Genomic DNA, 22,962 nt, shown 5'->3' with positions numbered 1-22,962 from the left:
CAAACGAAATCAGGCACGACGTGCGCAAGGCATCGGGGTGGGTGCGGGGGAGGAACGGTTCACGAGAAGTGTGATCGAGATGGTGTCGGGGTTTGGTCGGGGCCGGGGGCCCGGTCGGGTTTGGTTGCTTTGTTGGCGGGGTGGCGGGGTGGCGGGGTGGCGGGGTGGCGGCTAGCTGGCGAGTGGTTGTGGTCCGGTGGCCGGCTGGCGGCTGTGGGTTGGTGGGCTGTTGGGCGGCTGTGGGTTGGTGGGCCAGGGGTGTGGGTCGGTGTGGTGGCTGGCGGGTGTGGGCGGTGAGGTGGCTGCGGCGGGGTGGCTGTGGTTGCTTCGGGTCGGGCTCGTCGCGTCGGCGGGTGGGTGCCTTGGGCGTGAGGCCTGTTGCGGGCACATCCGCGGCGGCTGAACAAGCCCTGGCCCGAAGGTGTCCGGAACTCAACCCGAAGGTGGTCACCCCTAACTTCCGGGGAACCGCGTTCGCCCCTCCCACACCATGAGACCGCAGGTCAGCGGGACGGCCGTACGGTTGAATCCGCTGGTGAGGTGGGACACCCGACGTCGGTGGACGAGACCTCGCTGACTAGACTCGTTAACAGTCCGGACACATTGCCGTGGCCGGTCGGCGCGGCTGCCGACGGCGCCATTCCGGCCGCGGCCCGCGCTCCCCATCTGATCCCCGATGCCCTGGGAGCAACGTCCGTGAGCACGAGCCGACCTGTTGTCCTGATCGCCGAGAAGCTGGCCCCCTCGGTGCTCGACGTTTTCGGTGACGGGATCGAGGTGCGCCACGTGGACGGCACCGACCGTCCCGCGCTGCTCGAAGCCGTCGCCGACGCCGACGCGCTGCTCGTCCGTTCCGCCACCAAGGTGAACGCCGAGGTGCTCGCCGCGTCGACGCGGCTGAAGGTCGTGGCGCGCGCCGGCGTCGGGCTCGACAACGTCGAGGTGCCCGCGGCGACCGAGCGCGGTGTCATGGTGGTGAACGCGCCCACGTCGAACATCGTGTCGGCCGCCGAGCACGCCGTCGCGCTGCTGCTCTCGGTCGCGCGGCAGGTGCCCGCCGCGCACGCGACCCTCCAGGAAGGCACCTGGAAGCGCAGCTCCTTCAACGGCATCGAGCTCAACGGCAAGACCGTCGGCGTCGTCGGCCTCGGCAAGATCGGGCAGCTCTTCGCGGCCCGCATCGCCGCGTTCGGCGTCACGCTCATCGCCTACGACCCGTACGTGTCGGCGGCCCGCGCGGCGCAGCTCGGCATCGAGCTGGTCACCCTCGAAGAGCTGCTGGAGCGCTCGGACGCGATCTCCATCCACCTCCCGAAGACCCCCGAGACCAAGGGTCTGATCGGCGCCGACCAGCTCGCCAAGGCGAAGCGCGGCGTGATCATCGTCAACGCCGCGCGCGGCGGCCTCGTCGACGAGCAGGCGCTGGCCGACGCGGTCCGCGAGGGCCAGGTCGGCGGTGCGGGCATCGACGTGTTCTCCACCGAGCCGACCACCGAGAGCCCGCTGTTCGGCGTGCCCGGCATCGTCGTGACGCCGCACCTCGGCGCCTCCACGACCGAGGCGCAGGACCGCGCGGGCACGGACGTCGCGCGCTCGGTGCTGCTCGCGCTCGCCGGTGACTTCGTGCCGGACGCGGTCAACGTGCAGGGCGGTGGCGTGGTGGGCGAGGAGGTCCGCCCGTACCTGCCGCTGGTGCAGAAGCTCGGCACCGTGCTGGCCGCGCTGTCGACCAAGGCCCCGACCTCGGTCACCGTCGAGGTGCGCGGCGAGCTGTCCAACGAGGACGTCGCCGTGCTGCCGCTGGCCGCGCTGCGCGGCGTGTTCTCGCGCGTCGTGGAGGAGCAGGTCACCTTCGTCAACGCGCCGAACCTGGCGTCGTCGCTGGGTGTCGCGGTCGACCTGGTGAAGGAGCCGGAGAGCGCGAACCACCGCAGCCTCGTCACGGTGCGCGCCGTGCAGGCCGACGCGAGCGTGCTCAGCGTGTCGGGCACCCTGACCGGTCTCGACCAGGTCGAGAAGATCGTCGGCATCAACGGCCGCAGCTTCGACCTGCGGGCCGAGGGCAACGTCCTGCTGCTGGAGTACCCGGACCGGCCGGGCGTCATGGGCACCGTCGGCACGCTCCTCGGCGAGGCGGGCGTGAACGTCGAGGCCGCCCAGATCAGCCAGACCACCGACGGCTCGGACGCGTTCATGCTGCTGCGCGTGGACCGCCCGGTGGACAACCAGGTGCTGGACCCGATCGGCGCCTCGGTCGGCGCGCACAAGGTCAGCTCCGTCAGCTTCGAGCAGTGATCGCCCAGGGGGCGTTCCGGCCCCGGAACGCCCCCTGGAGCTTTGCCTGGATTGGGTATATCGCGCGGACACCCGCCCGAGTGACAGTTGACATCTGGTAAGCAATTCTGTGGGTGCCGTCACTCGTTCGGAGTAATATCCGGGTGATGTTCACCGATTAAATTCGCTCCAACGAGGTTGACCGAGGTGCCGTAGAGGGCACGGCACCCCCGCGGGCAGTTCCTACCTGGTCTCTCCCTTCTGCCCGCGCGGTCGTATCCGGCCTCGGTTGGGGCATGTTGTGAGTCGATCTCGCATTCTCGCCAGATCCGCGGGCCCTGTGCTCGCCGCGATGCTGGTAGTCGGCACCACCGCGGGCACCGCGGTCGCCGCAGACGACCCGAAGGCGGAGGCCGTCGCCGCCGCCAGCGGTCTTCCCGCCGCTTCCCTGCAGCTCAAGGTCTCGCCACGGCTGAAGACCACGACCGGCAAGGTCACCGCGTTCGTCGAGCTGGAGGCGAAGCCCGCCGTCGACGCGTACGACGAGAAGAAGAACCAGGGCGGGAGCAAGGAGCAGGCCAAGCAGGCCGCCAAGGACTCCAAGACCGACACGGCCAAGGTCACCGACCAGGTCGTGGGTCAGCTCAAGAGCACGGACTCCTCCACCAAGGAGGTCTCCCGGACCTCGAACGGCGTCCCCGGTGTCATCGTCACCGCCGACGCGCAGAAGGTCCGCGAGCTGGCGAACCGCTCGGACGTGAAGTCCGTGCGCGCCGTGGTGCCGAAGACCCGCACCAACTCCAGCGCGGTGCAGCTCACCAACACCATCAAGGCGTGGCAGCAGTACGGCAGGCTGGGTGAGAACGTCCGGGTCGGCATCATCGACACCGGCATCGACTACACCCACGCCGACTTCGGCGGCCCCGGCACGCCCGAGGCCTTCGAGGCGATCGACGAGACCAAGGTCGATCCGTCGTACTTCCCGACGGCCAAGGTCGTCGGCGGCATGGACTTCGTCGGCAACGGCTACGACGGCGAGAGCGACGACCCGGCGGTCAACACGCCGAAGCCGGACCCGAACCCGATCGACTGCAACAGCCACGGCTCGCACGTCGCGGGCACGACGGCGGGCTTCGGCGTCAACGCCGACGGCACCACGTTCACCGGCGACTACACGAAGCTGACGCCCGAGGCGCTCAACGCCATGAAGATCGGCCCCGGCACGGCCCCCAAGGCGCTGCTGTACGCGCTGAAGGTGTTCGGCTGCGAGGGCTCGACCAACGTGACCTCCGTGGCGCTCGACTGGGCGCTCGACCCCGACGGTGACGGCGACTTCTCCGACCACCTCGACGTGGTCAACCTGTCGCTGGGCCAGGACTACGGCGCACCGGACGACCCCGACAGCCTCTTCGTGAAGAAGCTGAACAAGAAGAACGTGCTGACCGTGTTCTCCGCGGGCAACGGCGGCGACCTCTACGACATCGGCGGCTCGCCGGGTTCCTCGCCCGAGGCCCTGACCGTCGCCAGCACCCGCGACGCGTTCGTGCTGCGCGACGGCGCCGAGGTCACGGCCCCCGCTGGCGCGACGGGTGTGAAGCCCGGCCAGTACAGCCAGAACTACACCGGCTACGCCACGCTCGACCTGACCAAGCCGGTCGTGAAGCTGACCGACCCGACGAACCTCGACGGCTGCCAGCCGTTCTCGGCCGCCGACAAGGCGCTCGTCGCGGGCAAGTTCGCCTGGCTGGAGTGGGACGACGTCGACGCGACCCGCCGCTGCGGTTCCGGCGCGCGCACGAACAACGCCCAGGCCGCCGGTGCGGTCGGCGCGCTGTTCTCGTCCTCGCTGGAGAACTTCAACGCGGGCATCGCGGGCAACGCGACCATCCCGGTCTTCCAGTTCACCGGCACGGCCACCGCGGCCGTCCGCCCCGCGCTGGACGCGGGCACGCTCCAGGTCCGCCTCGCTGGCGCCCTGCGCACGTCGACCCCGACCTACGACCAGTCCATCAGCGACACCCCGAGCTCGTTCACCTCACGCGGTGTGCGCGGCCCGGTCGTGAAGCCGGACATCGCCGCCCCCGGTGACACCATCGCCTCGGCGCTGGTCGGCTCCGGCAACGGCACCCTGGTCATCTCCGGCACCTCGATGGCCGCCCCGCACACCTCGGGCATCTCCGCCCTGGTCCGCGAGGCGCACCCGGACTGGACGACCGAAGAGGTCAAGGCCGCCATCATGAACAGCGCGAGCGCCGACGTGAAGGAGAACGGCAAGACCTTCGCGCCCAACCGAGTGGGTTCCGGCCGGATCGACGGCAAGGCCGCGCTGGACAACCAGGTCCTCGCGATGGTGCAGGACGATCCCGGCAACGTGAGCGTCTCCTTCGGCACCGTCGAGGTCGGCGGTCCGGTGTCGCTGTCCAAGACCATCAAGGTGGTCAACAAGAGCACCAAGTGGGTCGAGTACAGCGCGGGCTACGAGGCCATCACCTCCATCCCCGGCGTGAGCTACCAGCTCTCCTCGGGCTCGCTGAAGATCAGCCCCCGCGGCGTCGCCAGGGTCAAGGTGACCCTGAAGATCGACAACCCGGCCGCGCTGCGCAAGACGATCGACTCCACGGTGGAGCCGCTCCAGCTCGACGTGCCGCGCCAGTTCCTGGCCGACGCGTCCGGTCGCGTCGTCCTCACGCCGAAGGCGGGCACCACGGTTCCGCTGCGGGTGCCGGTCTACTCGGCCCCGAAGCCGGTCTCGAAGATCACCACGGCGGACTCCCTCCAGTTCAAGGGCAAGGACAAGCAGGCCGTCCTGAACCTCAAGGGCAAGGGCGTCAACCAGGGTTCCGGTTCGCAGGCGTACCGCTCGCTGATCAGCGTCCTGGAGCTCCAGGGCACCTCGCCCAAGCTCAAGGAGTGCGGCAAGAAGGTCACCGAGAACTGCACGATCAACGACACCGCCAAGGGCGGCGACCTCCGCTACGTCGGCGCCGCGTCCACCGCGCCGCTGGCCAAGGCGCAGGGCGTCCCCGAGGAGTCGCTGCTCGCGTTCGGCGTCGCGACCTGGGGCAACTGGTACAACATCGGCAGCAACACCATCCCGTTCGTCGACATCGACACCACGGGTGACGGGGTGCCGGACTTCGAGACGTTCGCCACCAAGCTGACCGACACGGACCTGGTGGTCGCCACCACCGTGAACCTCGCGACCGGTGCGACCGTCGACATCCAGGGCCTCAACGGCCAGTTCGGCGACGTCGACACGAACATCTTCGACACCAACGTCGTCGTCCTGCCGGTGCTGCTCACGGCGCTGGGCCTCGACCCGACCGAGGACACCTCGCGGGTGACCTACCAGGTGGGCGTCGCGGGTCTGTACGTCGCTCCGGGCACCACGAACGGCCTGATCGACTCGATCCCCGGCTCGTTCTCGTTCGACCCGCTCAAGCCGGGCCTGTCCGCGCAGGGTGGCGGTGACGCCGCGCTGTCGTACCTGGCGAAGCCGGGCACGGCGCTCGTGGTCAACCGCGACGCCGCCTCGCTGGCCAAGGACAAGGCCGACAGCCTGCTCGTCCTCAACCACCACAACGCCACCGGTGACAAGGTCTCCGTGGTGAAGGTGCGGGGCGGTTCGGGCGGCGGTTACTAGTCAGTACTGCTCCATCCGAGTGCCGGCCGGCCGGGGACTTCCCCGGCCGGCCGGTGTCGTTACACACTGCGGGTGACACCCGAAAGAGTGGTATGGACCGTGTAGGTGTCCCGCAGTACGGGAGAAGTGGCCACGAAAGTGTGTCCGAGAACCGTTTGAACTCCGGATAACCGGTAGCCTTTCGCAAAGGAAAGTAAGTCCCGACAATTGGGACTGATACCTGGGAGGTGTGTGGATGCGGCTCGCAGTGATCCCAGGAGACGGGATCGGGCCCGAGGTCATCGCCGAAGCGCTGAAGGTGCTCGGGGAGGTCGTTCCGGCGGCCGAGATCACGCGTTACGACCTCGGTGCGGCGCGCTGGCACGCCACAGGGGAGTTGTTGCCCGAGTCCGTGCTCGGAGAGTTGCGCCAGCACGACGGGATCTTGCTCGGTGCTGTCGGCGATCCGTCGGTGCCCAGCGGAATCCTGGAGCGGGGGCTGCTGCTGCGGCTCCGCTTCGAACTCGACCACCACGTGAACCTGCGGCCCGCGCGGCTGTACCCCGGCGTGCGCAGCCCGTTGGCCGACGCGCCGGAGATCGACCTGGTCGTCGTGCGGGAGGGCACCGAGGGCCTGTACGCGGGCAACGGCGGCCTCCTGCGCAAGGACACCCCGCACGAGATCGCCACCGAGGTCAGCATCAACACCTCGTTCGGCGTCGAGCGGGTCGTCCGCGACGCGTTCGCCCGCGCGTCCAACAGGCCGCGCAGGCACGTCACGCTGGTGCACAAGACGAACGTCCTGACCCACGCGGGCTCGCTGTGGTCGCGCGTGGTGGAGGAGGTGTCCCTCCAGCACCCGGAGGTCACCGTCTCCTACCAGCACGTCGACGCGGCCACGATCCACCTCGTCACCGACCCCGGCCGCTACGACGTGATCGTCACCGACAACCTGTTCGGCGACATCCTCACGGACCTCGCGGCGGCGGTGACCGGCGGCATCGGCCTCGCGGCCAGCGGCAACCTCGACGTGACCCGGCGCAACCCGAGCATGTTCGAGCCGGTGCACGGCAGCGCGCCGGACATCGCGGGCCAGGGCATCGCGGACCCGACGGCCGCCGTGCTGTCGGTCGCGCTGATGCTCGACCACCTCGGCGAGCACGAGTCGGCGCGGCGGATCGAGGCCTCCGTGGCCTTCGACCTCGCCACCAGGGACCACCAGTCGCCGGGGGCCACCTACGCGATCGGCGACCGCCTCGCGGCGCTGGTCTCCTCGAACGTCCGGACCTGATTCCCCGCACGGCACGGAAGCGCCCGCCCGACCACCGGTCCGGCGGGCGCTTCCGCGTCCAGGACCGGAAACTCCACGACTGTCGCCTCTTTGCGTGATTCTGCTCACTTCTTGCGCAACACTGGTCCGCGAGCACCTCCAACGAAGGAGATCGCGGTGGTTGTGTCACGCAGGACTTTCCTCGGATCCGCGCTGGCGGCGTCGGCCCTGGCGGGGGTGGTCCCCGCGGCGGCGCGGGCCGCCAGCCCGCCCGGCGACGTCGTCGGCAAGATCACCGTCGGCTACCAGGGCTGGTTCGCCGCCCCCGGCGACGGCTCGCCCATCAACGCCTGGTGGCACTGGAGCGACAACTGGGGCCGGCCGCCGTCCCCGTCCAACACCGCCATCACCGCCTGGCCGGACATGGGGGACTACGCCCGCGGCTACCCGACGGCGTACGGCAACCTGGGCGACGGCAGGCCCGCGACGCTGTTCTCCAGCTACGACCAGCAGACCGTGGACACCCACTTCCGCTGGATGCGCGAGAACGGCTGCGACACCGCGGCGCTCCAGCGGTTCAACCCGTTCGGCGGCGAGGGCCCGACCCGCGACGCCATGGCCGCGAAGGTCCGCTCGGCCGCGGAGGCCAACGGCCGCAAGTTCTACCTCATGTACGACGTCACCAACTGGCTCGCCATGCAGTCGGAGATCAAGACCGACTGGACCACCAAGATGTCCGCGCACACGGCGTCGCCCGCCTACGCCCGGCAGAACGGCAAACCCGTCGTCTGCATCTGGGGCTTCGGCTTCAACGACGACGGCCGACCGTTCGCCCCCGGCCCCTGCCAGGACGTCGTCGACTGGTTCAAGGCGCGGGGCTGCTACGTCATCGGTGGCGTCCCGACCCACTGGCGCACCGGGACCGAGGACTCCCGGACCGGTTTCGCCGGGGTGTACCGCTCCTTCGACATGCTCTCGCCGTGGATGGTCGGCCGGATCGGGAACGTCGCCGACACCGACCGCTTCCACACCGACGTCAACCGGCCCGACCAGGCCGAGTGCGACGCCCGCGGCATCGACTACCAGCCCTGCGTCCTGCCGGGGGACCTCCCGGCCCGGCACCGCGCGCACGGCGACTTCATGTGGCGGCAGTTCTACAACATGGTCCGCCTCGGGGCCCAGGGCATCTACATCTCCATGTTCGACGAGTACAACGAGGGCAACCAGATCGCCAAGACGGCGGAGACGCAGGCGTCCGTCCCGGTGGGATCGGGTTTCCTCGCGCTGGACGAGGACGGCACCGCCTGCTCCGCCGACTACTACCTCCGCCTCACCGGGGACGGCGGCCGGATGCTCAAGGGGGAGATCCCGCTGACGCCCGTGCGGCCGACGCCGCCGGTGATCGGGGGACCGCCGCCCGTCGTGGACCTGGCGCGCGGCAAGCCGACCGCGCAGAGCGGCCAGACCCAGGGCTACGGCAGCGCCAACACCGTCGACGGCAACCCCGACACCTACTGGGAGAGCACCAACAACGCCTTCCCGCAGTGGGTCCAGGTCGACCTGGGAACGCAGGTCGCGCCGCGGCGGCTGGAACTGGCGCTGCCGTCGTCCTGGGGCCCGAGGACGCAGACCCTCGCGGTGGAGGGCAGCCAGGACGGCGCGTCGTTCACGCCGCTGGTCGGCGCGGCCGGGTACTCGTTCGCGCCGGGCACCGCGATCACCCTGCCGGGTCGTGGGGTCCGGTACCTGAGGCTGGTGTTCACCGCCAACACCGGCTGGCCCGCGGGCCAGCTGTCGGTGCTGCGGGCCTTCGCCTGACGGGTCGCCGGGTCACCCCCCTCCGGGGTGACCTGGCACACGGCGGGTTGACACCCGATCGCCCGAGCGAACAGCATCACAGCGCTGCCCGTGGGGGAAGTCCGGTCGAAATCCGGCGCTGACCCGCAACGGTAGGTCCGGCCCCCCGGGGTCGGACGAGCCCGATCACCCATCGGCGGCGTGCTGCTCCAGCTCCTGCCGTGGTTCGCGGGACGGGGACCACTGCGGTCGCTCGCGCTCAGGCCACCCGTTAGAGAGGTGACCGTGACCGCGGTGCGCGTGGCCCGAACCAGTCCACTGGTGGTGCTCCTGGTGGTCGTGCTGGCCGCGTCCGTCGTGGCCGGCGTGGCCCTGGGGCCGGTGAGCATCCCGTTCGGCCGGGTCGTCGGCTTCCTCCAGGCCGCGTTCACCGGCGGGCGGGTCGAGGCCGTCGACGCCGCCCAGTACCGGATCGTCTGGGACATCCGCCTCCCGCGCGTGCTGCTCGCCGCGGTCGTCGGCGCCGGGCTGAGCGTCGTCGGCGTCGCCGTCCAGGCGATGGTGCGCAACGCGCTGGCCGACCCGTACGTCCTGGGCATCTCCTCCGGCGCGTCGGTGGGCGCGGTCGCCGTGGCCACGCTCGGCCTGTTCGCCTCGCTGGGGATCTACGCCTTGTCCGCCGCCGCGTTCCTCTCGGCGCTCGGCGCCACCGCCCTGGTGTACCTGGCCGCTCGCACGCGGGCGGGCCTCACGCCGTTGCGGCTGGTGCTGACCGGGACCGCCATGGCCTACGGCTTCCAGGCGCTGACGCTGCTGCTGGTGTTCCAGGCGCCGCACGGGGAAGCGGCCCGCGCCGCCATGTTCTGGCTGCTGGGCAGCCTCGGCGGCGTGACGTGGGGGGCGCTGCCGGTGGCCGCCGCGGTGGTGGCGGCCGGGACCGCGTTCCTGCTCGCGAGCGCCCGGCGGCTCAACGGGCTGTCCATGGGTGACGAGACCGCCACGACGCTGGGGATCGACGTGGTGCGGATGAGGCGGCGGCTGTTCGTCGTGACGGCCGGGATGACCGGTGTGCTGGTCGCCGTGAGCGGCGCCGTCGGGTTCGTCGGGCTGATGCTGCCGCACCTCGTCCGCATGGTCGTCGGCTCCGACCACCGCCGGGTGCTGGTCGTGGCACCGCTGGCGGGCGCGAGCTTCCTGATCTGGGTGGACGTCGCCGCGCGCCTGGTCGCGGCACCGGAGGAGCTGCCGCTGGGGGTGATCACGGCGGCGCTGGGCGTGCCGTGCTTCGTGTTCCTCATGCGCCGCCGCGGCTACGTGTTCGGGGGCGGCTGATGGACCTGGAACTCGACCGGGTCTCGGTCGACGGCATCGTGCGCGACGTCTCCCTGTCCGCCGGGACCGGTGAGGTCGTCGGCGTCGTGGGCCCCAACGGGAGCGGCAAGTCGACGACACTGCGGTGCGTCTACCGGGCGCTGAGGCCCAGCGGCGGCGCGGTGCTGCTGGACGGGCGCGACCTGCTGTCCCTGCCGCCGCGGGAGAGCGCGCGCAGCCTCGCGGCGCTGACCCAGGACAGCCACGTGGAGTTCGACTTCACCGTGACCGAGGTCGTCGCGATGGGACGGTTGCCGCACAAGGGCGCGTTCGACCGGGACACCGGGCGCGACCGCGACCTCGTCGCCGACTCGCTGCGGCGGGTGGACGCCGGGCACCTCGCCGAGCGCAGCTTCCTCACGCTCTCGGGCGGGGAGCGCCAGCGCGTGCTGGTCGCGCGGGCGCTCGTGCAGGAGCCCGACGTCCTCGTGCTGGACGAACCGACGAACCACCTCGACATCAGGCACCAGCTCGACGTCCTCGCGCTGGTGCGGGGCACCGGGCTGACCGTCCTGATGGTCCTGCACGACCTCAACCTCGCGGCCGCCTACTGCGACCGCATCCACGTGCTCGACGGCGGTCGGGTGGTCGCGGGCGGCAAACCCGTCGACGTGCTCACGCCCGACCTGGTCGAGGCCGTCTTCGGCGTGCGGGCGCACCTCGTGCCCCACCCCGTCAGCGGCGTGCCGCAGCTCCTCTTCGAACACCCGGAGGTTTCCCCGTGAGACGACTGCTCGCCCTCTTCCTGGTCCTGGGCACCACCGCGTGCGGTGCGACCGTCGCGCGGGACACCTCCGCCACCGACCCGGTGACCGTGGAGAACTGCGGGCAGGACGTCACGTTCGACCGCGTGCCCGCCAAGGTCGTCACCAACGACACCGGCATCACCGAGCTGATGTTCGCGCTCGGCCTGGCCGACCGGATGGCCGGGTACGTGGTCGGCAGCGGTCAGACCGCCGACCTCGCCACGTCGCCGTTCAAGTCCGACTGGGACCGGGTGGCCAAGCTCGGCGAGAAGATCAACAAGGAGGTCGTGCAGGCCGCGGGCGCCGACCTCGTCTTCGCGGGCTGGAACTACGGGTTCTCCGAGAGCACCGGGTTCACGCCGGACGCGCTGGCGGAGCTGGGCATCCCGACCTACCAGCTCACGGAGGCGTGCCGCAACGGCGTCGGCAAGCAGCGCGGCATCATGCCGCCGCTCGACGCGCTCTACGAGGACCTGCGCAACCTCGGCGCGGTCTTCCGCGTGTCCGACCGGGCCGAGCGGCTCATCGCCGGCTACCAGGAGCAGGTCGCGGCGGCCGAGAAGCTCATGGCGGGCAAGCCGAGGCCGAAGGTCTTCCTCTACGACAGCGGGCTCGACCAGCCGTTCACGTCCGGCCGCAACGCGGCCCCGCAGGACATCATCACCAGGGCCGGTGGCGACAACGTCTTCGGCGACCTCGACGACAGCTGGACCACCGTCGGCTGGGAGCCCGTCGTGCAGAGCAACCCCGACGTCATCCTCATCAACGACTACGCCGACGGCGACAACAACACCCCCGAGCAGAAGCGGGCGTTCCTGGAGGGCTACGCGCCGCTGGCGGGCGTGCCCGCTATCCGGGACAGGCGGTTCTTCGTCCTGCCCTACGCGGCCCTGGTCGAGAGTCCCCGCAACCCCGCCGCCATCGAGGCCTTCGCGAAGTTCCTCGCCGGATGACCGACTGGCTCGCCAGGTGCGACGAGCTCCTGCCGCGCGCGGCCGTCGGCGAGGCGGTGCCGTGGCGCGACTTCTGCTCGGCGGGCGGCCCCCACCTCACGACGTGCGTGGAGGAGTGGCAGCGGCGCGGCGGTTTCCGCCACCACCGCGCCGCCGTCGTGCTCGTCGCGTTCCGCGCGGGCTGGCTCGCGTGCTGCGCGACGGTCCCGGAGGTCCACTGGGGACTCCCGGTCCCGGTGCTGGCGTCGGCGGACGCGGTGCTGGGGCCCGACGGCAGGCTGGCGGGCCTGGCGGTGCGGGAGCGGCGACCGGTGGACGTCCGCGGGTGGTGGGCCGACGTCGACGCCTTCTTCGCCCCGCTGGCCCGCTCGCTCGTCGCGCTCGGGGCGCGGGAGAAGGAGCTGTGGGGCAATCCCGTGGGCCTCATCGGCGCGGTGGCCGCGCGGATGGCGGCCGGTGGCGTGCCGGGCGACCTGCTGGCGACCGCGACGGCGATGCGCGCCGCGACCGGGCGCGCGGAGCTGCTGACCCTCACCGGCACGGCGGAGGGGTGGCGGGCGCGGCGGCGCACCTGCTGCCAGTGGTGGCGGGCGGGCGGCGGCTACTGCGGCGAGTGCGTGCTGCTGGACTCGCCGTCCCGGCGGTGACACGGGCGTCCTGTTCACCCACCCGAACACCCACCCAGGATGTGGGAACTCTCGTCCGACGCTTGGTACCGACGCCGAACCTGTGGCACCATCGCCGGGTGGCTCAGAACACCGTGATCATTATTGATGAGCGCGCCGGGTAGGTGCTTCCCCAGCACCCGGCGCGCTGACCTCTCGCATCCCGCGGGGGGTCTTTTTGTTTTCCGGACACCGCCACCCACCACCACTGGCCAGGAGAAACCCGTGAGCAGCCTCCCGCTCGGCGACACCTTCCACGTCTTCGACACCACGCTGCGGGACGGTGCGCAGCGCGAGGGCATCACGTACTCCGTGACGGACAAGCTGGCCGTCGCACGCCTGCTGGACGGCCTCGGCGTGGGGTTCGTGGAGGGCGGCTGGCCGGGTGCGATGCCGAAGGACACGGAGTTCTTCGCGCGGGCGGCGGCCGGGGAGCTGGAACTGCGGCACGCCAAGCTCGTCGCGTTCGGCGCCACCCGCAGGGCAGGCGTGAAGGCCCACGAGGACCCGCAGGTCAAGGCCCTGCTGGACGCGCGGACCGAGGTCGTCACGCTCGTGGCGAAGTCGGACCGCAGGCACGTGGAACTGGCCCTGCGCACGGACGTCGAGGAGAACTGCGCGATGGTCCGCGACACCGTGCGCCACCTGGTGGAGCACGGCAGGCGGGTCTTCGTCGACGCCGAGCACTTCTTCGACGGCTACGCCTACGACCCCGACTGCGCGCTGCGGGTCTTGCAGTCCGCGGTGGACGGTGGGGCGGACGTCGTCGTCCTGTGCGACACGAACGGCGGCCAGCTCCCGCTGGGGCTCGCCGAGACGGTCGAGCAGGTGATCTCCCGCACGGGATTCCGCGTCGGGATCCACTGCCAGGACGACACGTCCTGCGCGGTGGCGAACACCGTGGCGGCGGTGCAGGCGGGGGCGACCCACGTCCAGTGCACCGCGAACGGGTACGGCGAACGGGCGGGCAACGCCGACCTGTTCGCCGTCGTCGGGAACCTCGTGACCAAGCTCGGCCTTCCGGTGCTACCCACCGAATCGCTGGCCGAGCTCACCCGCGTCTCCCATGCCCTCGCCGAGATCGCGAACATCGCCCCCCACACCCACCAGGCGTACGTGGGGGCGTCGGCCTTCGCCCACAAGGCGGGACTGCACGCGAGCGCGATCAAGGTCGATCCGGAGCTGTACAACCACATCGATCCGGACACCGTCGGCAACGGCATGCGGGTACTGGTCACCGAGATGGCGGGCCGGGCGAGTCTCGAGCTCAAGGGACGTGAGTTCGGAATGGACCTGGCCCGTCGGCCCGAAGCGGTCACGAACGCCGTGCGCAGGGTGAAGGAGCTGGAGGCGCGGGGCTGGTCGTTCGAGGCCGCGGACGCCTCCCTCGAACTGCTGCTCCGCGGCGAGCTGTCCGAACTGGACGAGGCGCCGTTCCTGCTGGAGTCCTACCGGGTCGTGCTGGACCGGCGCCCGGACGGCGAGATCGTGTCCGAGGCCACGGTGAAGGTGCACGTGGCGGGCGAGCGGGTCATCGAGACGGCCGAGGGCAACGGGCCGGTGCACGCGCTGGACGCCGCGCTGCGCAAGGCGCTGCTGCCGCACCTGTCCTGGTTGGACAGTGTGGAGCTGTCCGACTACAAGGTGCGCATCCTCGCCGAGGACCCCGGCACGGACGCGGTCACCCGCGTGCTCGTGGAGTCGACCGACGGCGAGCGCACGTGGACGACGGTCGGCGTGCACGGCAACATCGTGGAGGCGAGCTGGCTGGCCCTCTGCGACGCTCTCGTGCACAAGGCGATGCGGGTGCGCGCCCTGGTTTAGGCTGGGTGTCGTGCGCATCGCCCGAATCGCCCAGCCCGATGGACTCGCCTTCGCCAAGATCGAGGGCGAGGGCGACGACCTGACGGCCGTCGAGATCAAGGACGAACCCTTCGGCGGCACGCCGACCCTCACGGGTCGGCGCTGGCCGCTGGCGGACGTCCGGCTGCTCGCCCCGTTCCTCCCGCCCAAGATCATCGGCGTCGGCCGCAACTACGCCGCGCACGCCGCCGAACTGGGCAACGAGGTCCCCGAGAACCCGCTGCTCTTCTTCAAGCCGAACACCGCGGTCATCGGCCCGAACGCCGAGATCAAGCTGCCCGCCGTCTCCGAGCGCGTCGACTTCGAGGGCGAGCTGGCCGTCGTGATCGGCATGGGCGGTCGCGACATCCCCGCCGCGCGCGCCCGGCAGTCGATCCTCGGCTACACGATCGCGAACGACGTGACCGCGCGCGACCTCCAGAAGGCCGACGTGCAGTTCACCCGCGCCAAGGGCTTCGACACGTTCTGCCCGCTCGGCCCGTGGGTGGAGACCGAGTTCGACCCCAGCGACGTCGCCATCCGCACCGAGCTGGACGGCGAGGTCGTGCAGGAGGGCCGGACCTCGCAGCTGATCTTCGACATCGGCGAGCTGATCGAGTACATCAGCGCGGTCATGACGCTCCGCCCGCTGGACGTCATCCTGACCGGCACCCCCGCGGGCGTCGGGCCGATGAAGGCGGGCCAGTCGGTGTCCGTGACCGTCGAGGGCCTCGGCACGCTGACCAACGCCGTGGCCAACCGCTAGGACGGTCACCGCGCCAGGTCGCTCAACTGGCGAAAGCCCACCCGCAAAGGTTTGCGCCGACCAGCGGGGCCGCGTTCGGCCTGAGCTGGTCGGCCCAACCTCGCGGGCGCGGGTACCGCGTTGCCGTACTCGCGGGTAACTTCCCCTGTTCCTCAGCGCGGACACGGTGGAATCGCACGTCCGGGCGATCCTCCGCGAGCTCTGCGCCAGGGACCGGGCCCACGCCGTGGCGATGGTGCTCGACGAGTCGGGCGCGGTGGAGCCGGGCGCCTAGGTCCGCTCGATCCTCGCGGGCTCCCGGCGGGCGAACGCGGGCGCGTGCTCGGGCCGCAGCCCGATGGCGACCGCGTACGCCGGAACGGCCTGGAGCGCGGGGAACCGCTGGAGCACGCGCAGCGGCAGGGGCGTGCCCGCGCCGCCGACGTCGACCTCCCCGTCGAGCGCGCGCCGCAGGAAGGCGTTCTGGACCACCCGCTGCACGGTCTGGGTGACGGCGGTCGGCAGCAGGCGCCTGCGCCGCACCTTCGCGAGTTCCGCGGGTGTGACCCGCCCGCGCCGCAGCGGCGCCGCGAGGAGCGTGGCGGCGGCGACCGCGTCCTGCACCGCCAGGTTGATGCCGACGCCGCCGATCGGCGACATGGCGTGCGCCGCGTCACCGATGCACAGCACCCCGTCGGCGTGCCAGCGGCGCAACCGGTCGAGCTTCACGTCGAGCAGCTTCACGTCGTCGAGCGAGGTGACCGCGTCCACCCGGTCGGCGAGCATCGGCACCAGCGCGACCACGCGGTCGCGGAACGACTGGACGCCCGCGTCGCGCAGCATCCGGTCCGAGCCCTTGCGGATCAGGAACGCGATCTGGAAGTAGTCGCCCCGGTCGAGCATGACCAGCCCGCTGCCCCTGCCGAACCGCCCCAGACCGCCCGCGGGGTCGTCCTCCCGGCGCGGCACGCGGAACCACCACACGTCCATCGGCGTGCCGAACGAGTGCACGGGCAGGCCCGCTTCCGCGCGCACCAGCGACCCGCGGCCGTCGGCGGCCACGACCAGGTCCGCGGCGATCTCGCCCTCGACGCCGTCCGCGGTGCGGTAGCGGACGCCGGTGACCTTCGAGCCCTGCCTGCGCAGCCCGGTGAACGCGGTGCCCATCCGCAGCGAGAAGGTCGGCTCCAGCCTGCCCGCGTCGGCCAGCAGGTCGAGGAAGTCCCACTGCGGCACGAACGCGATGTGCTTGTGCGGACCGGGCAGCCTCCTCAGGTCCGCCACGGTCGCGGGCCCGCTGTCCAGCAGCACCCGGATCCGCTCCAGGAGCTGGTGGGGGACCTCGGCGAACGCCGGGCCGAGCCCCAGTTCGTCCAGCAGCGTGAGCGTGGACGCGTGGACCGTGTCGCCCCGGAAGTCCCGCAGGAAGTCGGCGTGCTTCTCCAGCACGGTGACCTCCACGCCCGCCCTGGCGAGCAGCAGCCCCAGCACCATCCCGGCCGGTCCGCCCCCGACGACGACGCACGTGCTCCGTTCCATGACCCCTCATTTCAACGGTAGTTGAATAAGCTCAGGGTGCTCCCGCGGTACTCGTGCGGTCAAGGGGGAAACGGGCGGATACGCTGATCGGGCCATGAGCAACGCATCCGTAACCCCAGAGGTCCGCGTCCGCTTCTGCCCGTCGCCGACGGGTACGCCGCACGTCGGGCTGATCCGCACCGCCCTGTTCAACTGGGCTTTCGCCCGGCACAGCGGCGGCAAGGTCGTCTTCCGCGTCGAGGACACCGACGCCGCGCGCGACTCCGAGGAGTCGTACGAATCACTCCTGGAAGCCCTGCGCTGGCTGGGCCTCGACTGGGACGAGGGCCCCGAGGTCGGCGGCCCCCACGAGCCGTACCGGCAGAGCCTGCGGCGCTCGATCCACGAGGACGTGGCCAAGCGCCTGTTCGCCGCCGACGAGCTCTACGAGTCGTTCTCCACCAACGACGAGGTCGAGGCCCGGCGCAAGGCCGCGGGCCAGGACCCGAAGCTCGGCTACGACAACTTCGACCGCGACCTCACCGAGGAGCGGAAGGCCGCGTTCCGCGCCGAGGGCCGCGAACCCGTGCTGCGCCTGCGGATGCCCGACAGCGACATCACGTGGACCGACCTCGTCCGCGGCGAGATCACCTTCAAGGCGGGCAGCACGCCGGACCCGGTCATGGTGCGGGCCAACGGGGTTCCGCTCTACCCGTTCGTGAACCCGGTCGACGACGCGCTGATGGGGATCACCCACGTCCTGCGCGGCGAGGACCTCCTGCCGTCCACGCCCCGCCAGATCGGGCTGTACCAGGCGCTCCAGCGCATCGGCGTGACCGGGTTCACCCCCGAGTTCGGCCACCTGCCCACCGTGACGGGCGACGGCAACAAGAAGCTGTCCAAGCGGGACCCCCAGTCGAACCTGTTCCACTACCGCGATCTGGGCTTCCTGCCCGAGGGCCTGCTGAACTACCTCGCGCTGCTCGGCTGGTCCATCGCCGAGGACAACGACATCTTCAGCGTCGAGGAGATGTACGCGGCCTTCGACATCGCCAAGGTCAGCTCGAACCCCGCCCGCTTCGACCTCAAGAAGGCCGAGGCGATCAACGGGACGCACCTGCGCGCGCTGCCCGTCGAGCAGTTCACCAGCGCCGTGCTGCCCTACCTCGCGGCGGACGGCGTGCTGCCCGTCGAGCCGAGCACCGAGCAGGTCGCCACGCTGGCCGCCATCGCGCCGCTCGTCCAAGAACGACTCGGTCTGCTGTCCGAATGTTCGGAGATGGTCCGATTCCTGTTCGTGGCCGAGGAGGACTTCGCGCCGGAGCCCGCGTCCGCCGCCAAGGCCCTGGGTCCTGATGCCGAACCCGTGCTGCGTGCGGCGATCGACGCCCTCCGGGCCCTCGACGAGTGGACCACCGAGTCGATCCAGGACGCGCTCAAGACGTCCCTTGTGGACGGACTGGGCCTCAAGCCGAAGAAGGCGTTCGCCCCCGTGCGGGTCGCCGTCACCGGCCGGACGGTGTCGCCGCCGCTCTACGAATCCATGGAACTGCTGGGCGAGGATCGCTCGATCGGCCGATTGCTTCGTGCGCTCGGGGCAGCCTGACTGGTGCGTTCGGTGGCTCCAGCGGTGCTTGACCGTGCAAGAGTCACCAGATATCACCTCCTTAGCCGAATCGGCCGAGGGGTGATCGCACCTAGCCTCACGGGGTGACAACTGCGTCCCCGACTTTCACGCTCAAGAGAACCGGCGAAATCCGCGCAATCTCGCTCGACGTCGACGACACGCTCGTCGACTACAGCACCTCGTCTCGAGCCGCGTTGGCCTCGATGGTGGGTAACGCCGACGCGTGGACGTTGTGGCAGCGGATCACCGACGACCACTGCGCCAGGCTGCTGGCGGGAGAACTGCGGTACGAGACGATGCGGAACATCCGCACCCGTGCCTTCTTCGCCGCCCTCGGCGAGGACCTCGACCAGGCGGAGGCCACGCGTCGCGAGATGCGCCGCCAGGAGGTCCTCGCCGACGGCTGGAGCCTGTTCCCGGACGTCGTCCCCTGCTTGGAGTGGCTCCGCGCCACCGGCCTGCCCATCGCCGCCGTGAGCAACGCCTCCGGTCACCACCAGCGGGTCAAGATCGCCGCGCTGGGGCTCGCCGAGTACTTCGACACCGTGCTGATCGCGGGCGAGGTCGGCGCCGCGAAGCCGGACCGCATGATCTTCGACACCGCCTGCTCCGACCTCGGTGTCCCGCTCACCGAGACCGTGCACGTGGGCGACCGGCTGCACGCCGACGCCATCGGGGCGCGCGACGCCGGGATGCGCGGTGTGTGGCTCAACCGCCAGGGGCCCCGCGAGGGCGCGATGCCCGCGGGCATCAGCACCATCAGCACGCTCGCCGAGTTGCCCGAACTGCTCGTCTGCGAACTCTCCACCGCGCACGCCTGAACGGCTCCACACCGGCCCTCACCTCGCCCGATGGGTTGGGGTGGGGGCCGATTTCACTTCTGCGGCCACCGTGGTCTAGTATTCATCTCGTTGGAACGAGCGGCCCTCAGCGCGAAGAGCGGGAGAGCGGATCGGGAAAACATTGGGGTATGGTGTAATTGGCAGCACGGCTGATTCTGGTTCAGTCAGTCTAGGTTCGAGTCCTGGTACCCCAGCTGCAGAGTAGAAATCAGAGTCTGATACGCTACTCCCGCACCGAGCAAGACCGGTAAGTGCAAGACAATTGAATTACCTAGGGCCCCGTCGTCTAGCGGCCTAGGACGCCGCCCTCTCAAGGCGGTAGCGTGGGTTCGAATCCCATCGGGGCTACAGATTGAAAGATCCCCATACGCGGATAGCGCGTATGGGGATCTTTCGCTTTTGTTCTGGGCTCTCGCCCCAGACCCCGGGCAGGGCGGGCTTCGCCCTCCTGCGCCCCCGGTATGTGCAGGTGAGAAGTGTGCGCCGGGATCGTGGTGCCTACTCGGGTGCTGCTGGCGCCAAAGGCCGTGAGGTGGTGCTCACGGCCTTTGGTAAACGTGGCTGGTGGTGGGAGCGGGATTCTTGGGAGTCCCTCTTGGTGCTTCCTCGAGTTCTTGGTCAGAGGCGGGATTGCAACGCTTCCGCCGCTGCCAGTAGATCTGCTGCCCACCTCGCGCCGGGGCGTCTGCCCATGCGGTCTATCGGGCCCGATACCGAGATCGCCGCCACTACTTGGCCCGCGCTGTCCCTTACCGGGGCGCTGACGCTGGCCACGCCTGGTTCGCGTTCTGCGACGCTTTGGGCCCAGCCGCGGCGGCGGACCTCCAGGAGGGTGCGTTCGCCGTAGACGGCGTCCGCCAGGACCGAGCGTTGGGTGCCCGGATCGGACCACGCCGCCAGGACCTTCGCGCCCGAGCCTGCGGTCATGGGGAGCCTGGCGCCTATGGGGACGGTGTCCCGCAGGCCGCTGGGCGGTTCGGCCGCCGAGACGCAGATCCGTTGCATGCCGTCCCGGCGGTAGAGCTGGACGCTCTCACCGGTGATGTCGCGCAGGCGGGGCAGCACCGAGGCCGCCGCGTCGAGCAGGGGGTCGGTCGCGCCGCCCGCCAGTTCCGCCAGTGCCGCGCCTGGACGCCAGCGGCCGTCTGAGCCCCGTCGGAGGAGGCGGTGGACCTCCAGGCCCACTGCCAGGCGGTGTGCCGTCGCCCTGGGCAAGCCTGTTCGGTTGCAGAGTTCTGCCAGTCCACACGGATCCTTCGCGACGGCGTTCAACACGGCCACAGCCTTGTCCAGCACGCCGATCCCGCTATGCTGTCCCACAGCGCGATACTAACTTCCCGGTATCTGGGAAGTCCAGAAGTTATCGGGAGCCCCCGCTCCGGATGGAGCTCCCACCCACGGACCGATGGGGATGAAGCGATGGGCCGCACACTCGCGGAGAAGGTGTGGGAGGCGCACGTCGTGCGCCACGGAGACGGTGCTGAGCCGGACCTCCTCTACATCGACCTCCACCTGCTGCACGAAGTGACCAGTCCGCAGGCGTTCGACGGGCTGCGGCTCGCCGGGCGCGGGCTGCGGCGGGTCGACCTGACGATCGCGACCGAGGACCACAACGTCCCGACGGTCGACATCGACCAGCCGATCGCGGACCTCGTGTCGCGCACGCAGGTGGACACGCTGCGCGCGAACTGCGCCGAGTTCGGGGTGCGGCTGCACCCCATGGGCGACGTGGAGCAGGGCATCGTGCACGTCGTCGGGCCGCAGCTCGGGCTCACGCAGCCCGGCATGACGGTGGTGTGCGGCGACAGCCACACCTCCACGCACGGCGCGTTCGGCGCGCTCGCCTTCGGCATCGGCACGTCCGAGGTCGAGCACGTGATGGCGACGCAGACGTTGCCGCTGCGGCCGTTCAAGACCATGGCCATCACGGTCGACGGCGAGCTGCGCGAGGGGGTGACGGCGAAGGACGTGATCCTCGCGGTCATCGCGGAGATCGGCACCGGTGGCGGGCAGGGCTACGTGCTCGAATACCGGGGCGCGGCCATCGAGGCGCTGTCGGTGGAAGCCCGGATGACGGTGTGCAACATGTCCATCGAGGCTGGTGCGCGGGCCGGGATGATCGCACCGGACGAGGTGACGTTCGAGTACCTCAAGGGGCGTCCGCACGCTTCCGTTGGTGCCGAATGGGATGCCGCGGTCGAGTACTGGAAGACCCTGCGCACGGACGAGGACGCGGTCTTCGACCGCGAGGTCCACATCGACGCGAGCAGCCTGACCCCCTTCGTCACGTGGGGCACGAACCCCGGACAGGGGCTGCCGTTGAGCGCCTCCGTGCCGGACCCCGAGGCGATCGGCGACGACAACGAGCGGGTCGCGGCCGAGAAGGCGCTGACCTACATGGGCCTCGAACCGGGCACGCCGCTGCGGGACATCAGCGTGGACACGGTGTTCCTCGGGTCGTGCACGAACGGGCGCATCGAGGACCTCAGGGCCGCCGCGGCCGTGCTGCGCGGGCACCGGGTGGCCGACGGCGTGCGCATGCTCGTGGTGCCCGGCTCCATGCGCGTCCGGGCCCAGGCGGAATCCGAAGGGCTGCACGAGGTCTTCCTGGAGGCGGGTGCCGAGTGGCGCCAGGCGGGCTGTTCCATGTGCCTCGGCATGAACCCGGACCAGCTCAAACCCGGTGAGCGCAGCGCCTCCACGTCCAACCGGAACTTCGAGGGCAGGCAGGGCAAGGGCGGGCGCACCCACCTCGTCTCGCCGCTCGTGGCGGCCGCCACGGCCGTGCGCGGCACCCTCTCCTCCCCCGATGACCTGGCCTGAGAAGGGATCACGGACACCATGGACGCGTTCACCACCCACACCGGCGTCGGCGTGCCGCTGCGCAGGTCCAACGTGGACACCGACCAGATCATCCCGGCCGTCTACCTGAAGCGGGTCACCCGCACCGGGTTCGAGGACGGCCTGTTCGCCGCCTGGCGGGGTGACGAGCACTTCATCCTCAACCAGGAGCCGTTCAAGGCGGGCTCCGTGCTGGTCGCCGGCCCCGACTTCGGCACCGGGTCCTCCCGCGAGCACGCCGTCTGGGCGCTCATGGACTACGGCTTCCGGGTGGTGATCTCCTCCCGGTTCGCCGACATCTTCCGGGGCAACGCGGGCAAGCAGGGCCTCGTGGCGGCGCAGTGCAGCCAGTCCGATGTCGAGCTGCTGTGGAAGCTGCTGGAGTCCGAACCCGGCACGCCGGTCACCGTGGACCTCACCGACAAGACCGTTCGCGCCAAGGACTTGGTAGCCCCGTTCGAGATCGACGACTACACCCGCTGGCGCCTTCTGGAGGGCCTCGACGACATCGCTTTGACGCTGCGCCACGAGGCCGAGATCAGCGGATTCGAGGCCAGTCGCCAGACTTGGTTGCCCACAACGGATCCGCTTCCGGCGGTCTGAGAGGGGGCCGGATTCTCCCCTCCAGAGGGGCGAATCCGGCGCCTCCTGTCCCTCGAAGGGGCGCAATTAGCCACGCCACAACGAAAAATCTGGCGTGGCGATTGGTATTTCTCGCGTTTTGGGCCTACCGTTGCGTTCTAGTCGGCCCGTCTCTTAGGGCCGTGAGCGTCCTGGGAGGGACTGACGGTGAATAAGGCCCAGCTCATCGAGGCGCTCGCCGAGCGCCTTGGAGACAAGAAGACCGCC

Annotated in this window: 16 protein-coding genes and 2 tRNA genes; 16 read left to right on the top strand and 2 right to left on the bottom strand. The window is 70.5% G+C overall.

Annotated features, from left to right (window positions below; genetic code table 11):
• Positions 1–696: 696 nt before the first annotated feature.
• The 10 genes from serA to VFZ92_RS18755 all read left to right on the top strand — a co-directional run bounded on the left by serA (position 697) and on the right by VFZ92_RS18755 (position 15,306).
• The gene (gene serA / locus VFZ92_RS18800; protein ID WP_330877256.1) at positions 697–2,295 is read left to right on the top strand and encodes a phosphoglycerate dehydrogenase; all 1,599 of its coding nucleotides are present in this window, start codon (positions 697–699) and stop codon (positions 2,293–2,295) included.
• Positions 2,296–2,626: 331 nt separating this feature from the next.
• On the top strand, positions 2,627–5,917 hold the full coding sequence (locus VFZ92_RS18795; protein ID WP_330877255.1) for a S8 family peptidase: 3,291 nt from the start codon (positions 2,627–2,629) through the stop codon (positions 5,915–5,917).
• Positions 5,918–6,152: 235 nt separating this feature from the next.
• A complete protein-coding gene (locus tag VFZ92_RS18790) occupies positions 6,153–7,187 on the top strand; it encodes a 3-isopropylmalate dehydrogenase (RefSeq protein ID WP_330877254.1) in 1,035 nt (344 codons plus the stop codon).
• A gap of 162 nt (positions 7,188–7,349) precedes the next feature.
• Positions 7,350–8,984, top strand: a complete 1,635-nt coding sequence (locus VFZ92_RS18785) for a discoidin domain-containing protein (RefSeq protein WP_330877253.1) — start codon at positions 7,350–7,352, stop codon at positions 8,982–8,984.
• A 264-nt stretch (positions 8,985–9,248) separates the two neighbouring features.
• Positions 9,249–10,295 carry an iron ABC transporter permease gene (locus VFZ92_RS18780; protein WP_330877252.1) on the top strand — a complete coding sequence of 349 codons (1,047 nt, stop codon included), beginning with the start codon at positions 9,249–9,251 and terminating at the stop codon, positions 10,293–10,295.
• Complete coding sequence (locus VFZ92_RS18775; protein ID WP_330877251.1) at positions 10,295–11,059, top strand: ABC transporter ATP-binding protein; 765 nt, start codon at positions 10,295–10,297, stop codon at positions 11,057–11,059. Before VFZ92_RS18780 ends, VFZ92_RS18775 begins: the two co-directional genes overlap by 1 nt.
• Entirely contained in the window at positions 11,056–12,033 is a 978-nt protein-coding gene (locus VFZ92_RS18770; RefSeq protein WP_330877250.1) for an ABC transporter substrate-binding protein, read from the top strand. The genes VFZ92_RS18775 and VFZ92_RS18770 overlap by 4 nt, the downstream gene beginning before the upstream one ends.
• Positions 12,030–12,680 (top strand): hypothetical protein, encoded by a 651-nt coding sequence (locus VFZ92_RS18765; RefSeq protein WP_330877249.1) that lies wholly within the window; start codon positions 12,030–12,032, stop codon positions 12,678–12,680. Before VFZ92_RS18770 ends, VFZ92_RS18765 begins: the two co-directional genes overlap by 4 nt.
• 243 nt (positions 12,681–12,923) lie before the next feature.
• Complete coding sequence (gene cimA, locus VFZ92_RS18760; RefSeq protein ID WP_330877248.1) at positions 12,924–14,522, top strand: citramalate synthase; 1,599 nt, start codon at positions 12,924–12,926, stop codon at positions 14,520–14,522.
• Between the two features lie 10 nt (positions 14,523–14,532).
• A complete protein-coding gene (locus tag VFZ92_RS18755; protein WP_330877247.1) occupies positions 14,533–15,306 on the top strand; it encodes a fumarylacetoacetate hydrolase family protein in 774 nt (257 codons plus the stop codon).
• A 270-nt stretch (positions 15,307–15,576) separates the two neighbouring features.
• On the opposite strand, the gene VFZ92_RS18745 is transcribed toward VFZ92_RS18755, so the two are convergent.
• On the bottom strand, positions 15,577–16,824 hold the full coding sequence (locus tag VFZ92_RS18745; RefSeq protein ID WP_330877246.1) for an FAD-dependent oxidoreductase: 1,248 nt from the start codon (positions 16,822–16,824) through the stop codon (positions 15,577–15,579).
• 94 nt (positions 16,825–16,918) lie between these two features.
• Between VFZ92_RS18745 and gltX the strand changes: the two genes are divergently transcribed.
• From gltX to VFZ92_RS18725, 4 genes are all read left to right on the top strand, one after another.
• Positions 16,919–18,409 carry a glutamate--tRNA ligase gene (gene gltX, locus VFZ92_RS18740; RefSeq protein ID WP_330877245.1) on the top strand — a complete coding sequence of 497 codons (1,491 nt, stop codon included), beginning with the start codon at positions 16,919–16,921 and terminating at the stop codon, positions 18,407–18,409.
• 158 nt (positions 18,410–18,567) lie between these two features.
• The gene (locus VFZ92_RS18735) at positions 18,568–19,251 is read left to right on the top strand and encodes an HAD family hydrolase (protein WP_330877257.1); all 684 of its coding nucleotides are present in this window, start codon (positions 18,568–18,570) and stop codon (positions 19,249–19,251) included.
• A gap of 143 nt (positions 19,252–19,394) precedes the next feature.
• Positions 19,395–19,466: transfer RNA gene (locus VFZ92_RS18730), tRNA-Gln, on the top strand.
• Positions 19,467–19,547: 81 nt separating this feature from the next.
• Positions 19,548–19,620: transfer RNA gene (locus tag VFZ92_RS18725), tRNA-Glu, on the top strand.
• Between the two features lie 270 nt (positions 19,621–19,890).
• Here VFZ92_RS18725 and VFZ92_RS18720 read toward each other — a convergent pair.
• The gene (locus tag VFZ92_RS18720; RefSeq protein ID WP_330877244.1) at positions 19,891–20,592 is read right to left on the bottom strand and encodes an IclR family transcriptional regulator; all 702 of its coding nucleotides are present in this window, start codon (positions 20,590–20,592) and stop codon (positions 19,891–19,893) included.
• A 99-nt stretch (positions 20,593–20,691) separates the two neighbouring features.
• On the opposite strand from VFZ92_RS18720, the gene leuC reads away from it, so the two are divergent.
• Entirely contained in the window at positions 20,692–22,095 is a 1,404-nt protein-coding gene (gene leuC, locus VFZ92_RS18715) for a 3-isopropylmalate dehydratase large subunit (RefSeq protein ID WP_330877243.1), read from the top strand.
• Between the two features lie 18 nt (positions 22,096–22,113).
• Positions 22,114–22,716, top strand: coding sequence for a 3-isopropylmalate dehydratase small subunit (gene leuD / locus VFZ92_RS18710; protein ID WP_330877242.1), 603 nt, complete (start codon positions 22,114–22,116; stop codon positions 22,714–22,716).
• The last annotated feature ends 246 nt before the right edge of the window (positions 22,717–22,962 follow it).

Origin of the sequence: Umezawaea sp., assembly GCF_036375055.1 — a bacterium.
GTDB lineage: Bacteria > Actinomycetota > Actinomycetes > Mycobacteriales > Pseudonocardiaceae > Umezawaea.
The sequence above is the reverse complement of the archived record's forward strand: the minus strand, read 5'-3'. Positions and strand labels throughout refer to the sequence as shown.

Coding starts and splice junctions, on each gene's coding strand:
- VFZ92_RS18795 (WP_330877255.1), top strand. CDS start 2,627: ATGCTGGTAGTCGGCACCACCGCGGGCACCGCGGTCGCCGCAGACGAC.
- VFZ92_RS18790 (WP_330877254.1), top strand. CDS start 6,153: ATGCGGCTCGCAGTGATCCCAGGAGACGGGATCGGGCCCGAGGTCATC.
- VFZ92_RS18775 (WP_330877251.1), top strand. CDS start 10,295: ATGGACCTGGAACTCGACCGGGTCTCGGTCGACGGCATCGTGCGCGAC.
- VFZ92_RS18765 (WP_330877249.1), top strand. CDS start 12,030: ATGACCGACTGGCTCGCCAGGTGCGACGAGCTCCTGCCGCGCGCGGCC.
- VFZ92_RS18745 (WP_330877246.1), bottom strand. CDS start 16,824: ATGGAACGGAGCACGTGCGTCGTCGTCGGGGGCGGACCGGCCGGGATG.
- gltX (WP_330877245.1), top strand. CDS start 16,919: ATGAGCAACGCATCCGTAACCCCAGAGGTCCGCGTCCGCTTCTGCCCG.
- leuC (WP_330877243.1), top strand. CDS start 20,692: ATGGGCCGCACACTCGCGGAGAAGGTGTGGGAGGCGCACGTCGTGCGC.
- leuD (WP_330877242.1), top strand. CDS start 22,114: ATGGACGCGTTCACCACCCACACCGGCGTCGGCGTGCCGCTGCGCAGG.